This is a genomic window from Bacillus sp. FJAT-27251 (assembly GCF_001273925.1).
GTDB lineage: Bacteria > Bacillota > Bacilli > Bacillales > Cytobacillaceae > Mesobacillus_B.
This window is the reverse complement of record NZ_LIGG01000001.1, coordinates 2393176-2408197: the sequence shown is the minus strand read 5'-3', so window position 1 is coordinate 2408197 and position 15022 is coordinate 2393176. Positions and strand designations below refer to the sequence as shown.

Here is a 15022-nt window from a genome sequence, read left to right as displayed (position 1 = left end):
CCAACCCCGGCTTTCACATCAGTCTTGTCCGAATCAAGCCCGCTTTCGGACTCCACACCCGGCTTTCACACCAGACCGGTCCGAATCCATCCGTCTATTGAACAACTTCTTCGCCCTGATAGATCCTGAATGCCGGCACAACTGTATCGGAGACGATTTCCTTCCCTTTTTCGCGGATGAAGTCCAGCTTATAATAGGACTCAAATCGTTGGCTGATTTCGGTTTTCACCAATTCAGGCGGCGTGACGACGATGAACTGGAACTTCAGTTTTTCGGCAACGGCGAAAATCGGATCGAGCACGTGGGCCGAGGCCGCCTGGCCGAACGGATTATCACAGACTAAAGGAACCCAGCTTTGGTTGCTTTCGCCTTTAACCGACAAGAGCATCATCATCATGACCATCCGGGCTGACAGCTTTTGCCCGCCGCTGCCGTCCGATTTCGTCCTCGAGCCTTGGTTGATGGTCTGCCAGGTGGAATAATGCTCGCGCTGCGGCTTTCCGTACATGAATGCATTATCTGTCCGCATATTGTAGACAAGCAGCTCTGGATATCGATTCCGGAGTGAAACGAACAGGATTTGTTCATCGCTGATCAGCTGTTTGATTTCCTGGTCAAGCTCCCGATTCTGGTCGTCAATGGTGTCATATTTCCTGGTGATCTTATTGATCGCCGACACAAAGTGCTGCTTCAGCAGCGGCTCGATGTCTTCCGCCTTTTTCGGCAGGATATCTTCTTTAAGCTGGACAAGCGGGAAAGTGCCCCGTTCGTTTTTCAGCTTCATTTTCGCAATCATGGAGCGGATTCCCTCGGAAATGCCCATCACCTTCATGCTGGCACGGCTGGCCCAGAAGTTCTGCGCCTTCTCAGCCCTTTCCTTGTCGCGCTCAAGCTGCTCCAGGCCGCTTTGCGAGAAACGCTTCATGTTTTTCACAACGCTTTGGATATGGTGGTAATGCCTCGTATCCATATGGTCCAGTGTTGTTAAGACTTCATTTTTAAAGCGAACCTCCCAATCCTTGCCCTCGATCATGAGCTTTAGATTGCGCAATGATTGCTCGATTTTCGCATGCTTTTCCTGGCCTTCTTCCTGGATGGCCTGATGTTCCCCGCACCACGATAGAATGCTTTGCTTCCCTTGACTCCGGATTGTCTCCAAATCATCGTCTGTAAAAGGAGCTGCTTCCTCTTTGAGGATAACCGATAAAGTCAGCAGATCCCCCTCATAGCCGGTGATTTTCGACTCTGTCTCTTTTTGTTCTGTTTCGGTCTGCTTGATTTCGTCTTTTGCTATTTTCTGCTGGTCTTTAATCTCGACGGCTTTGATTTCCAGGTCAAGATCTTTCCATTCTTCAGGCTTTCTTTCATGCTTGGCGACTTTCTTGGCTGACTTTTCACGCTGCCCCTTGGCAAGTTCGAGGGACGTTTCCGCCACGGTCACCTTCGTGCCCTGTTCCCGTTCTTCTTTCTCCGCTGCCTTTGTTTCCTTTTGGGCGGTTTGCAGCATGTTTTCCAGCATGGAAATTGGCTCTTCGGGTTCCGGAGCGTCCTTCCAGTCCTCATTATGAGTATGGAGCTTTTTCTCCAGCTTTTTCTGCTGCTTTTGTTCTCCTTCAATTTTCGCCTGAATCACGAGCAATTCCCTTGCCTGTTCCTCCTTGGACTTCTGCAGCTGCTTAAGCTCTTCGACGCTTCCAATGAGCTCTGATAGTACATTGGACGACAAGCGCGGCCCTTCTTCGGAAAGCTCTGCTTTTTCACCGGATGGAAAAGCTGCTTCTTTTATAAAATAAGAAATTTCCTTGATGCTTTGCTCGGCAGCATGCTTCCACTCCAAGTATGTTTCATTCCAGCTTGTCTGCGTTTCAACGATATTTTCATATTCCGCATTGATTTCCGCCTGCTGGGCGCCCAGGGCATCCTTTTGTTTCTCTTTCTCTGCTTTCACCCGCTTGTTTTCCTGATGAAGAGCCTTTTCCTTTTCAAAAGCCTCCAGGGTTTGGACATCCTTCGTCAGCTTTTCGATTTTGCGGGTTGTTTTTTCCCGCTGCTCTTTAAGCTCCAGCTGCCATTCTTTTTCTTTGTCTGCCTGGGCGTTGATTTCCCGCGATTTGGCTTTTGTTGAGAAAAGCAATGTTTGCTCCTCAATGACTGCTTTTTCTATCTCACTCGAAAGCTCCCTTGATAAAAAACGGTCGATTTCTTTCAACACCCCTCGAAGGGAGTTTTCTGTTTTCTCCATTTCAACAAGAGTCTCTTTCTTGTCTTCTATGAGTTTCGCAATCTTTATTTTCCACTGTGTGAACGTATTTTTCTCATGAAGCAGCTCTTTTTCTGTTCCGTTCATGACCACAAAGGAAGAGGGATGCTGCTCCCTGTTCATTTCCTCGCGCATGAAAATCGGTACAGGGCTTTTATACATTCTGCCTGAGAGAACCTGCACATTGATTTTTTGCCATTGATGCTGATTCACGACCAAGCCATATGGAAGAAGCGGATGGGCCATAAGGGTATTCGCCAAATCCTCCGGGCTAAGCGATTGAAGGAATTGCGTTCCGTAAAAAACATCAATGCCAGTTTTTTCATCGATCCATTCCTTTAATTCCTTTAAATCATTATTGGCAATCCAGAAGGGCTCGTCATTCAGGGAATCATCAAGCTGTGTTTCCCACAGCTCTTTTTTCAGCGCTTCAGCCTGCTGGCGGTTATGGTCAAGCATTTCCTCAAGCTTCAGGCTGTATTTCGACAAGAGCGAGCGGGTGAATGATGTACTTGCATCATCGAGCAAACCGTGAAGCTTGTCGGCCAGCCTTGTTTCCCGTTGCTTCTGCTCTTCGCCGGCCGACTTCAACTCGTTTATTTTTTCTTCACAATGCTGAATCGACTGGACCAGCGTCCCCTTTGCCGATGCCAGTTCCGTCTGCTTTTCACTTGACGCTTTCTCTTTTGCCTGCAGGTCTTCAAGCTTTGCCTTCTTATCTTCAATCTGTTTCGAGAGGCTGTCGACAAAGCCCTTGAAATCATAGGTTAAGCGGTCGCCAAACTCCTCGGTCAGCGCCGCTTCCTTCGATTCAAAAGCATGCATTTGGGTATAAAGAAAGTCAATTTCCGTCCCCAGCTGGGCAATCTCCTGTGTTTTATGCTTATCCTGGCGCGACAGCTCCTTGGCCTTTTTCTTTAAGAACTTCTGGTAGCCAAAATGCTTCTTCACATCTTCCTGAATGACTTCGAAGGATTGGTTCCATTGGCCGGCGGCTTCCTCCCTGATTTCCTCCATCCTCTCATTCACTTGCTCCAGGCCGCTGTTTTGTTCCAGTTTTTCTGCCTGCTGCGCAAGAGCGGTGATGCTGCTTTCGTTTTCGCTCCACTCTTTTAATAAAGCTTGAAAGACAAGTTGTTCCTTCCGTTCCTGTTTCTCCAGTGCGATTTTTTGCAGGGAGGCATGCTTTTGGCTTTCTTCTGACAGCTTCTTCTCCCAATCCATGACCTCTCTATGCGCTTTGGCATACTCAAGGTTGTCTTTTTGAAAGCGAAGGTCTGCCTGCTTTTCCACAAGCTTTTCCATCTCTTTTCCCAGCGAAATCAGCTTTTCTTCTTCATACTGCTTCAAATGCTGGAGCGCGCCCAGGAGCTGCCTGCCTTCCTTCATGCTTGCCTCGACGATTTCCTTGTGCTGGACTCCCTTGGCAAGGTGATCCTCAAATGGAACAATGTCCTCGAGAAACTCTTTATGAGCCTGCTCCCGCTTTAGCAATACCGGCAGGTCCTTTGCGATGCTGGCCTGGCTCTTGAAGATCTCGACAAGGTCGTTCTTTTGGTGCTCTGTCCGGTGCAGGACCTGGCTGACAGTCGGAATGATCCGCTTCTGGAACAGGGAATGGTCATCCTCCGCCCCTTCGAAATATTTCCCAACACCGCCTTCATCCTTGTTGATGTCCTTCAGGATATCCCAGTCTTTACGGTCGATGCCGTATGTATCAAGGATGCGGTAGTGCTTTTTCGTGTCGCGGTAGACATCGTAGCCATTCCACTTCAAATAGTCCTTAAGGCTTTCTGTTTCAGCGACCTCCTCGTTTTCAAAGAGCGGGATATGCTCCAGAGCCGCCTCTTCCCTCTTTTCAAATTCACGGGTATAAAAGGTGATATTCGGAAGGATTTTCGCTTCCTGCTCGAGTGTCCTGCTTTCACTCCCGCTTTCCTCACTCATCGAGATCCTCTGTTCGGCCGAGAACATTCCCCCGGTGACGAGATGGCGGCGGTCGGACCCGTCCAGTTCCCACTGTATGACCACATGGAAGGTGTAGGGGATAAACTGCTCTTTATGGTTAAAAAAGAACTGCTGGTAATAACGGTTATTTTGTTTTCCCCACGATGTTCCAGGCTTCAGGATTTGGAAGATGGTCTGCAGGAACACTCCTTTTCCGCCTCCATTCATCATCGCAATGAGGCCATTCGTCGAGGTCTCGTCATTATGGAAGTTGAAAGTGGTGTCTTTGTATTGCTTTTGCATGCCATCATACTTGAGGCCGACGATTCTAATTCGATGGATTTTCGGCATGCTCCCCCTCCTCTGGTGTTACTAGTTTCTTAAATAATTCATAGCGATCATAATCATGGTAAAGATATTCAATGCGTTCAAAAAGCTCCTGGCGCGGGATGGCCTTTGGAATATCAGCCTGATCGAGCACATAGATCAGCCCCTCTGTTTCCAGTAATTTCATCGCGCTCGCAATCAAGCCGATTCTCGTCCTTCTGTTTCCTTTTTTAAGACCGTAGTCCTCGGTGTCCACCTCCATGTACTTCCAGGCGGTCACCACTTCCTTCGTGTCAATCTTCTGTTCCTCGCCAAAGCCAGGCTGATTTTTAAGGATGCTGTCCCAATTCATGATCAGGTCATTGACTTGCCGCTCCAGGGTGTAAAAAGAGATTCCTTCCCGCTTTGTGCGGATTTTTGCAGCCTGGTTGCGATCGATACCCGCCAGGAATGACATGATAATCACGCTGATCAGATGGAAGTGCTTCTTTGTTTCGATTTGTTTATGCTTATCCTTCATATGGGTAAAATTCGTTGCAAACACAGACCCGGTTGGCTGGACCACCAATTGGATCCGTTTTGGCGACTCAATGATATATGTACCAGATTCGTCTGCCAATAGCAGCACGGTCTGCCTCACTTCCGGGTCAAAATAGATCTGGAAGTGTTCGCTGTTTTCATCGATGACTTTCTCTTTTAAGAGTGTAAAATAGACAGCCGACGCTTTTTTGATGCTTTCTGCATTCATCCTCTCTCCTCCTGAACACATATTTTAAAAGGGGTGATTTTCATTTGGTGCCAGAGGAAAGGCTCTGCTTCGGAATCAAACTGCGTAAAGAGCTTTAGGCCTTCAAACATCTGGAATTGCGGATATTCCATCATCAGTTTAAACAGAAGGATTTCCCGCTCATCGCTTAATGTTTCTTCCTTTCGGTGCAGCACCTGGACCTTCAGCGGCTTTTTATCAAACATCATCCATAAGTCGATGCTCTCACATTCCTCAAACCACAAATCCTGAACTTCCATTGGCAGCTCTGCCAGCTTCGTCAGGGAAAACTCCCCGTACGTCTGCAAATACTGGAACACATAGCTCCATGCCTTGACGACGGAATCCCAATTGGTCACCCTTTGAACGGGAGCACGGTCTTCGGTCTCCTCCTCGGTGACCACATCGGCCGGCTCCTGTTCGTTGAATTCCTGCTCGCCCCAAATCCAGTCCAGCGGTAGAATAAATTCATTTTTAGGCGAGAACAAAGGAGACAGGACCTTTTCAACTGTATCAAGGGAGTGGGCTCCTTCCTTCATCAGCCAGTTTTCATAGTAATGCTCCCGAAACGACACAAGGCTGTTTTCCCAGAACAGGGAAGGATTCTCTGCTTTCAGTTTGATCTCATACGAGATATTCTGAATGACCAGCTTGGCAAAGCGGTCATGCAGCTGCCTTGTATGGCTGATTTTCTCCTGCAGGATTGCCAATTCCCTTTGGATAAAATCCTCTTCATTCCGCTGTTTTGTTTTTTCAATCATGCTCAGAATGGTACGGAAGTGGGTCTTTTCTTCCTCAAACTGCTTTTCGATTTCCTCCCGGTTATCGGCCCTTTGCATCCCTTCTTCCACCAGCAGGATTTTGGGGTTGTTGATCATTTCCTTTTGGAAGGTGAACTCATTAGCCATCAGGCGATTCACGCGTGAAATAAGATGGTCCAGGTTCCGGGTCGCTTTGCGGAAGTTCCCATTCTTAATCAGCTGCATACTGTAAAGCTGTTCAATCGTAATCGAGAATTCCTCCGCCATCTCCCGGCTCATGAAAATCATTTCCTGGGCTACATCCGTCAGCTTATAGACAATCGGGCTTCCCATTTCCAAATTTGTATAAAGCTCATCCATGGTCACATACCTGAACACCTGCGTCTCCCAGGATTGCCGTATTTCATCATAATATAAAGCTTCAAACGGCTTGCTGTACTCTTCCTTTCCCTGGTACAGCAGCCCGCTCGTGATCCGGTCCATCTGCTTGTCGTCTGCCAGCAGCTTCATTTGCTTGATTGTATCTTCTACGATATAGCGGATGTCCGATTTGCGGCGCTGGTCATCATCATTCAATTCGCGGTAAAAAATGGTGAGCAGCACCTGCATGAGGATGGTCTGGAGATGAGGCTTCAGCTCGCCCACTTCCATTCCCCTCCCAAGCTCAAACAGGGGATTCAAGCGCTGCATCCGCTGGGCAAAGCCTTCCCAAGATTCGTTCACATCCATCTCCTCCATGTTTCGATTGTCAACACTTCCTGCGGGATCCGTTTGTTTTCCTCCCACAATTGCAGGAGCAGAGCTTGCTCTTCTTCTGTAAACCACTGGAAGAAGTCATCGCGATATCGGAGATTTTGAATCTGGCCGCCTTTTTGCTCATTGCTTTGCTCCCGGCATTCAAGCATCTTGCGGTAAATTTTCAAGGCTGGCTGGATGCAGCATTCACTGTATTTTTCCATGAGCCTGATAAGGATGCTATATCCCGCAGCATCGAGATCTCCTGCATAATAAAATAGATAAGGCTTCGGCGGAAACATCCGGAAGAAAAACGAAAAGCTTCGTTCAATTTTGGATCCTTCTCCATAAATGATCAGTTCGGGTTCATAATCAAGCTGTTTGTCTTCCAATAATTGAATGGAAGTATGGAAGAATGATAGATTTTCGACAATCAAAACGCGCTGGATATCCTTGATCTCTTTCCCCTGTTTCATCCAAAAGACAAACGGCTCCCCGTATTTTACGATTTTAAGCTGCTCTTCCGAAACTCCAATTCTGGATAAAAAACCCTTTCCCTCAGGAAAGCGGTCGCCGTCCAACAGGAACTTTTCATGGCCGAACAGCTCCAGGCTCCGTTCTTCGAGTGACACGATCGCGCGCTCCTGGCTTGATTGGAGGAACATATATACATTCCGTATCCTGGTCCATTCTTCTTCGGTCTGCCACTCGGGATGCCGCTCATAAAAGGAAAAATCAAACACATCGCTTAATTTCATCATTTCAAGGCGATTCCATTTAGCTTCCTGGACTTTTATATTCACCCAGTAATATAAAGGCAGTCCTGGTGTTCTGCCATTGTATTGATTATTTTGGATTGGTATCAGGATGCCCTCTTCCTGCAGGTTCTGGACCGCAGCATAAAAGTGCGAATATCCGTCCATCTCAAAATAGTTATCCAACAGTCTGCGAAGCTGGAATTCCAAATCATTTATATTTATTTTCTTTTTCTGTTTAGGGTGCTGGATATCGGCTATGAATCCTCTCACCCTGGTTTCAATGATATTGATTGTACTCACCTGCTTACCGTTCTTCATGTTGATCCTTCAAACAACAAATTTCGACATCCTTCTATTATAAACCAGGTGGGGGGTGGTTTGGTAATTGAAGTTTTATGTAAAAGGCACAATCAAAGACAAGCTGTTAGGGCGAATTCCGGGGGATACCGGAGACTTTCTTCCTATCGGAATCTATAACAAAAAATGGAATATTAGGAAATATTAATCTATTAAAATTTCCCCTCTCGAAATATAATGGTCTGTAAATATAGAGGAGGGATTAGATGAAAAAGACAAGATGGCTAAAATCCGTGGCTTTGTTGACGATGATTTCTATTACTCTATCATCGTTCAGCTACTCCAGCCCAGTGGAGGGAGCAAAGCCCAATCAAGAAGCACTTATTGAGACTCGAAAATCCCAGCCTGTTTATTCTTACCAGGATGCAATTCGGGAAACGGTTTTTGTGGAATCGACCCTGGACTCGGACGATAACGGAATAGCAGACCGGATTGCGGTAGACATCATCCGCCCGAAGGAAACCGAGGGTGGGCTGAAAGTCCCGGTCATCATGGACGCCAGCCCTTACTACGAAAGTCTTGGAAGAGGAAATGAAAGCGAAGTGAAGGACAGGGATAAGGATGGCCATAATGAGATGTTCCCACTGTTTTATGACAATTACTTTGTCCCAAGGGGCTATGCAGTCGCCCTCCCTGAGATGGTCGGCACAAACCAGTCAGATGGATGCCCGACAACTGGAGGATATGAAGAAATCGAAAGCATCCGGGTGGTTATTGACTGGATGAACGGCAGAGCAAAAGCGTGGGACAAGAATAACCAGGAAGTAAGGGCCGATTGGACAACCGGAAATGTCGGCATGATTGGCAAATCTTATGATGGCACACTTGCCAATGGAGTCGCAGCAACTGGTGTTGAAGGCTTAAAAACAATCGTTCCGATTGGGGCCATCAGCAGCTGGTATAACTACTACCGCTACGAGGGACTTACATATTACAATAACGGACCAGGTGGCTTGGCGAGCCGAGTCGTAAGCAGTTCACGCAAAGAAGCGTGCCAGCCTGTTTTCGACCGCCTCAACAGCGAAGCGGATGACCCATCAGGAGATTATAACGAGTTTTGGGATGAAAGAAACTATGTGAAAGATGTAAAAAATGTGAAAGCAAGTGTCTTTGCCGTGCATGGCCTAAATGACTACAATGTAAAAATGAATCACCTGGCCGACTGGTGGACCGCCCTTGCCAAAGAAGATGTTCCAAGGAAGCTGTGGCTGACCCAGACCGGGCATGTGGATCCGTTTGATTTCCGCAGGGCAGAGTGGGTGGATACGCTGCACCGCTGGTTCGACTACTGGCTGCTTGATATCGAAAACGGCATTATGGATGAGCCTGCCGTTGATATAGAAAGAGGAGCAGGCGCATGGGAAACGCAATCTTCCTGGCCTGACAAAGCGGCAAAAGAAGTAAAAATCCGTTTGGCACCAGGTGAAAGTGACCAGACAAATGGCACCCTGACCACTGGTCCTGTAAAAGGCAATTTCTCGCAAACGTTTACCGACAATCCGCAGCAGACCGAAAGAGAAATGGTTACCAATGAAACCACCGTTAAAAGCGACCGTCTCGCCTTCCTGTCAGAGCCTTTATCAGAGGATGTCCGGCTCAGCGGCGTTCCGGAAATCTCTCTCCGGGCAAAAGTTGATAAAGAAGACTCGAACCTATCTGTTTATATTGTGGACTACGGAACAGACACCCGAATCAATCATGAAAGCAGAGGAGAAGGCATTCAAACGCTCGAAACCGAAAGCTGCTGGGGTGATAGCACGGAAACAGACGACGCCTGCTACAAAGACACCGTCATCACCACACATACCGCTCCTTATGAAGTCGTCACAAGAGGTTGGTTTGACCCGCAAAACTGGAAAACAATCGAAAAGGATGACCCTTTAAAACCTGGAAAAAGCTATAAATTTGAGTGGACTGCCCTGCCTGAGGATTATGTCTTTAAAGCGGGCCACCGCATCGGCGTGATCATCGTCGGAAGCGACCGAAGTCGCACCCTTCCTTCCAACACAGGAGCAACGTTTGAAGTAGAGCTTGGCCAAAGCTACATCAGCCTTCCAATCGTAAACGGGAAAAAAGCTGTAGGTTTCTAAGGGGAAAGGATTTCATTGAAGAAAGGCCAAATCGATGACGATTTGGCCTTTTTCCTATGAATGTTGAGAGGGGTCAGGCACCATTTAGTTCGTTAATACTTTACTGTAGTGAGGGTCAGGCACCGTTTAGTTCGTTAACACTTTACTGTATTAAGGGTCAGGCACCGTTTAGTTCGTTAACACTTTACTGTAGTGAGGGTCAGGCACCGTTTAGTTCGTTAGCACTTTACTGTAGTGAGGGTCAGGCACTAATTTACAGATATAATGCTAGTACTCGGTTTAAACGCCGTGTCATGGTCCATTTAATGCTAGTACTCGCATTAAATCCGCTGCTATAAACCTAGTACTGGCATTATCTCTGCGCTTACCAGCATTAAATCGTCACTCACCAGCATTATATTAACCCTAACCAGCATTAAAATTATATTTAATACTAGTACTCGTATTAAGTTTATTTTTTAATACGAGTACTCGCATTATCTGATACGCACATGGGTATGCCAAATTAAATAGTTCAGCAAAAAGACTGCAGGCAAGCCCGATTTTCACCGGGTTTGCCTGCAGTCTGGTTGCTAAGCTTTATTACATCTAATTTATTGAACGTTAGACAGAACTTCCTTAAAGTTCTTGACCACATTTTCTACCGTAAATCCATACTCCTTCAGCAGTTTGGAAGCAGGAGCAGATGCGCCAAATTGATCGATCGCGATGACTCTTCCATGATCTCCCGTATACTCTCTCCAGCCAATGGATGAGCCCATTTCAACCGCAAGACGGGCTTTCATACCTTTTGGAAGGACTTCCTGCTTGTATTCAACCGGCTGTTTCTCAAAACGGTCCCAGCTTGGCATGCTGATGACAGAAACAGAAATGCCTTCTTCTTCAAGCTGCTTTTGGGCAGCCAAAGCAAGGGATACCTCAGAACCTGTCGCAAGGAGCAAACCTTGTGTCTCGCCTTTTGACTCTGACACAACATAGGCACCTTTTTTCACGCCTTCGTAAACGGCTTCCTGGTCCATATCCAATGTTGGCAAATCCTGGCGGGTCAGGACCAATGCGGTCGGAGTGTCTGTGCTTTCAATCGCCAAACGCCATGCCGCAGCCGTTTCCTTCGCATCTCCAGGACGGAGGACGGATAGACCTGGCATTGCACGAAGGGAAGCCAGTTGTTCTACCGGTTCATGTGTAGGGCCGTCTTCACCGACTGCAATGCTGTCATGGGTGAATACATATGTAACCGGAAGCTTCATCAGCGCAGCAAGGCGGATTGCCGGGCGCAAGTAGTCGGAGAAGACGAAGAACGTAGCGCCAAAGACCTTCACGCCGCCATGCAGCGCCATGCCGTTAAGAGCCGCTCCCATCGCGAATTCGCGCACACCGAACCAGATGTTGCGTCCTGCATAGCTGTCAATATAGTAATTCTTTTCAGAAGCAATCAACGTTTTGTTGGATCCGGCCAAGTCGGCGGAACCTCCAACCAAATAAGGAATCGCTTCAGCCGCTGCATTCAATGTTTTGCCTGAAGAAGCACGCGTCGCCATCGCTCCGCCTTCAGGGAAGGCTGGCAATGATTTTTCCCAGTTCTCCGGCAGCTCCCCGTTCATTGCTGCCTCAAGCTGGCTGGCCAGTTCCGGATAGGCATTTTTATAGCTTGCATACAATTCATTCCAGGCGTTTTCCTTTTCCTTGCCTTGGTCCTGGAATTGCTGGCTGTATTCCCTCACTTCTTCCGGTACGAAAAATGGCTCTTCATGTTCCCATTCGTACGTCGCCTTCGTCAGCGCGATTTCTTCCTGTCCAAGTGGTGCTCCATGTGAATCAGACTTCCCGGATTTATTAGGAGACCCGTATCCGATAACGGTCTTCACCTCGATAAGGGTTGGGCGTTTTACATCAGCTTTCGCTTCTTGCAGCGCCTTTTGGATTGATTCGATGTCGTTTCCATCTTCTACGCGGATGACTTGCCAGCCATATGCTTTAAACCTGTCCTCCACACTCTCTGAGAATGACAGATGCAATTCCCCATCCAGTGAAATATCATTGGAATCATATAATACAACCAGACGTCCAAGTTCAAGATGACCCGCGAGAGAAGCTGCTTCAGCAGAAACTCCTTCCATCAGATCGCCATCGCCGCAGATGCTGTACGTATAATGATCAACAATGTCAAAGCCATCCTTATTGTACGTTTCGGCCAGATGCCTTTCCGCCATCGCCATTCCGACTGCCATCGCAATCCCCTGGCCAAGCGGTCCTGTCGTTGCCTCTACCCCTGGTGTATGTCCAAATTCAGGATGTCCTGGGGTCCTGCTTCCCCACTGGCGGAAGCTCTTTAAATCTTCCATTGTCACATCGTAGCCGAACAGATGCAGCATGCTGTACAAAAGCATGGAGCCATGTCCCGCAGATAGAACAAAACGGTCACGGTTCAGCCAATTTGGGTTTGCCGGATTATGGTTCATTTCTTTTGCCCAGAGTGTATAGGCCATCGGCGCTGCACCCATTGGCATTCCCGGGTGGCCGGAGTTCGCTTTTTCAATTCCGTCAATGGATAATGTCCGAATCGTATTAATCGCTAACTGATCAAGTTGTGTTTCCTTGGCTAATGTCTTCATTATAAAATTTCCTCTCCCCAGAAATTCAGATCAGGCTGTGACCAGATCGTTAAAATTGTTTTTCTATCTCTTTCGCCAGCTTTATATAGTTGCTGTAAATGGCTTTGTAGGTTAAGCTGTTTTCCTGATTAGGGACGATTGGCTCACTCATTGGAATGTTCTTTTTTATCTCTTCAAAGGAGCTTACGGTACCAGTTGCGACCAAAGCAGTCCATGCTGCTCCCCATGCTGCACTATGATGGGTTTCCGAGACATAGATATCCGCTTCAAATACATCGGCCATCATTTGCAGCCAAAGAGGGGAACGCGCCAGGCCGCCATTCACATAAAGCCTTTTCGTTTCGCCAGCCGACCTTTCCAGCGCCTCGCCTATCTGGTGAAGGTTGAAGGTAACTCCCTCGAGAACGGCACGGATAAAATGTTCCCGTTTATGGGTAATGCTAATTCCATAAAAATTCCCTTTAGCCCGCTGGTTCCAGACTGGAGCTCTTTCCCCATTCAAATAAGGCAGGAAAAGAAGGCCTTCCGCACCGGGAGCAACCTTTTCCGCTTCCCTTAAAAATTCAGTGAAGCTCCCCTGATAGTTGAACAGATCCTTCAGCCATTGCAAGGCGATGCCTCCATTGTTCGTTGGCCCTCCAATGATCGCCGTGTCAGCCGTAAAGGAATAACAGAAGGTTTCCTGGCTCTCGTCAATTTTAATTTCTTTGGTCAGCTGCCTGATGGCACCGCTTGTACCAACGGACACCGCAACTTCCCCGGGAAGGATGGCTCCAATGCCGAGGTTGGCCAATTGGCCATCTGCTGCGCCCATTACGAAAGGCATATCAGGGTCAATGCCCATTTGTTCTGCAATGTCGGCTCTTATTCCTGTCAACACCTGTGTAGGCGGAACAATTTCCGAAAGCTGCTCGCGGCGGATACCCGTAAGTTCAAGCAATTCCGGCTCCCAATCCAGTGTTGCAGGATTGAATAGACCTGTTGCTGAAGCCATGGAATAATCGATCATTCTCTGGCTGAACCAGCAAAGCAGCAAATATTCCTTAATGGACATGAAGGATGCCGCTTTGAGATACGGTTCATAATTGTTTTCTTTCATCCACAATAATTTTGCGAAGGGTGTCATTGGATGAATCGGTGTTCCTGTTTTTGCATATACAGTGTCGCCGATTGTTTTCTTTATCGTTTCCGCCTGGGCCTGGCTTCTGCCATCCGCCCAAATCACCGCAGGAGAGATAGGTTCTCCATTCTGGTTCACACAAATAAGCGAGTGCATTGCCGCAGAAAAACCGAGAGAAATAATCTCCCCTTTCTGGATGCCCGCCAGCCCGATCGCTTCCCTTACCGCGAGGACCGCAGAGCGTTCAATTTCAACCGGATCCTGTTCGGACCAGCCTGGCTGGGGATAAGCGAAAGTGTTCAATTTCTCCACTTCAGAAATCACTTTGCCTTTTAAGTTGAATACGCACGCTTTTACACTTGTCGTACCTAAATCAAGTCCAATTACAAACTCTTTTGACATCTACATCTTCCTTTACAGATACCAATACTTCCTGTTTGGTTTATTCCTGATCTTTTAAATAAAAGGCTTTGGAGCTGCCCAAAGCCTTTATTTATGTTGATTTGCTGTTAAATAGTCATGCTTCCAAATCCGCCATCGACGCGGATCATGGCGCCTGTCACAAAGCTTGAAGCCTTGTCTGATGCAAGCCAAACGGTTGCCCCTTTGAGCTCTTCCGCTTCTCCAAAGCGCTGCATTGGTGTATGGCTCATGATGGATGCAATTCTTTCCTTATCAAGGATTTTTCGGTTTTGTTCTGCCGGGAAGAACCCTGGAATAATCGCGTTCACCCGGATGCCTTGAGTGGCGAATTCACGTGCCAGGAACTGGGTCACACTGTTCAGCCCTGCTTTTGAAACGGAATACGTGAACACTCTTGAAAGAGGAGTCGTTGATGAAACGGAAGAAATATTGATGATGCTTCCTTTCCGCTCCTGCTCAATCATCTTCTTGGCGAAAATCTGGCAGGTTAAGACGATTCCCTTCAAGTTGATGTCCATGATTTTATCGTACTCATCCATGTCAAGTTCAAAAAATGGTGTAGCACTGTTAGTGCCCGGTGCATTTAAAAGGATGTCCCAGCCGCCAGACCACTGTTCGATCTCATTCGCAGCCTGAAGAAGGGAGTCCTTTGAGCTTACATCTGCTGAAAATGCTTTTGCTTCTCCGCCTGCCGCTTCAATTTCCTTGACAACCTCTTCTGCTTTTTCCAGGTTGCGTCCAACAATCGCTACCTTTGCGCCGTGCTCTGCCAGGCCTTTGGCCATTGCTGAACCCAATACTCCATTTCCGCCAATCGCTACTGCTGTTTTTCCAGTCAAGTCGAATAAATTTGCCATGTTCCT

8 protein-coding genes are annotated in these 15022 nt (G+C 47.5%); 1 reads left to right on the top strand and 7 read right to left on the bottom strand.

All coding sequences use genetic code 11. The features are described 5' to 3' along the window. Positions 1-94 precede the first annotated feature (94 nt). The 4 genes from ADU22_RS11340 to ADU22_RS11325 are packed head-to-tail and all read right to left on the bottom strand — an operon-like array spanning position 95 to position 7872. Positions 95-4558 carry a coiled-coil domain-containing protein gene (locus tag ADU22_RS11340; protein ID WP_053362252.1) on the bottom strand — a complete coding sequence of 1488 codons (4464 nt, stop codon included), beginning with the start codon at positions 4556-4558 and terminating at the stop codon, positions 95-97. Then, the gene (locus ADU22_RS11335) at positions 4536-5282 is read right to left on the bottom strand and encodes a DUF6063 family protein (RefSeq protein WP_053362251.1); all 747 of its coding nucleotides are present in this window, start codon (positions 5280-5282) and stop codon (positions 4536-4538) included. Before ADU22_RS11335 ends, ADU22_RS11340 begins: the two co-directional genes overlap by 23 nt. Continuing rightward, positions 5279-6790: a hypothetical protein gene (locus tag ADU22_RS11330; RefSeq protein WP_231687863.1), complete on the bottom strand. Its 1512-nt coding sequence runs from the start codon at positions 6788-6790 to the stop codon at positions 5279-5281. The genes ADU22_RS11335 and ADU22_RS11330 overlap by 4 nt, the downstream gene beginning before the upstream one ends. Then, positions 6781-7872 (bottom strand): Wadjet anti-phage system protein JetD domain-containing protein, encoded by a 1092-nt coding sequence (locus ADU22_RS11325; RefSeq protein WP_053362249.1) that lies wholly within the window; start codon positions 7870-7872, stop codon positions 6781-6783. Before ADU22_RS11325 ends, ADU22_RS11330 begins: the two co-directional genes overlap by 10 nt. Before the next feature lie 245 nt (positions 7873-8117). Between ADU22_RS11325 and ADU22_RS11320 the strand changes: the two genes are divergently transcribed. Then, the gene (locus tag ADU22_RS11320) at positions 8118-10001 is read left to right on the top strand and encodes a Xaa-Pro dipeptidyl-peptidase (RefSeq protein ID WP_053362248.1); all 1884 of its coding nucleotides are present in this window, start codon (positions 8118-8120) and stop codon (positions 9999-10001) included. A gap of 593 nt (positions 10002-10594) precedes the next feature. Here the strand turns inward: ADU22_RS11320 and tkt are convergent. The 3 genes from tkt to ADU22_RS11305 all read right to left on the bottom strand — a co-directional run bounded on the left by tkt (position 10595) and on the right by ADU22_RS11305 (position 15016). Further along, positions 10595-12616 carry a transketolase gene (gene tkt, locus ADU22_RS11315; RefSeq protein WP_053362247.1) on the bottom strand — a complete coding sequence of 674 codons (2022 nt, stop codon included), beginning with the start codon at positions 12614-12616 and terminating at the stop codon, positions 10595-10597. 49 nt (positions 12617-12665) lie between these two features. Continuing rightward, complete coding sequence (locus ADU22_RS11310; protein WP_053362246.1) at positions 12666-14138, bottom strand: gluconokinase; 1473 nt, start codon at positions 14136-14138, stop codon at positions 12666-12668. 107 nt (positions 14139-14245) lie between these two features. After that, positions 14246-15016: an SDR family oxidoreductase gene (locus ADU22_RS11305; protein ID WP_053362245.1), complete on the bottom strand. Its 771-nt coding sequence runs from the start codon at positions 15014-15016 to the stop codon at positions 14246-14248. Positions 15017-15022: the final 6 nt, after the last annotated feature.

Coding starts and splice junctions, on each gene's coding strand:
- ADU22_RS11340 (WP_053362252.1), bottom strand. CDS start 4,558: ATGCCGAAAATCCATCGAATTAGAATCGTCGGCCTCAAGTATGATGGC.
- ADU22_RS11335 (WP_053362251.1), bottom strand. CDS start 5,282: ATGAATGCAGAAAGCATCAAAAAAGCGTCGGCTGTCTATTTTACACTC.
- ADU22_RS11330 (WP_231687863.1), bottom strand. CDS start 6,790: ATGGATGTGAACGAATCTTGGGAAGGCTTTGCCCAGCGGATGCAGCGC.
- ADU22_RS11325 (WP_053362249.1), bottom strand. CDS start 7,872: ATGAAGAACGGTAAGCAGGTGAGTACAATCAATATCATTGAAACCAGG.
- ADU22_RS11320 (WP_053362248.1), top strand. CDS start 8,118: ATGAAAAAGACAAGATGGCTAAAATCCGTGGCTTTGTTGACGATGATT.
- tkt (WP_053362247.1), bottom strand. CDS start 12,616: ATGAAGACATTAGCCAAGGAAACACAACTTGATCAGTTAGCGATTAAT.
- ADU22_RS11310 (WP_053362246.1), bottom strand. CDS start 14,138: ATGTCAAAAGAGTTTGTAATTGGACTTGATTTAGGTACGACAAGTGTA.
- ADU22_RS11305 (WP_053362245.1), bottom strand. CDS start 15,016: ATGGCAAATTTATTCGACTTGACTGGAAAAACAGCAGTAGCGATTGGC.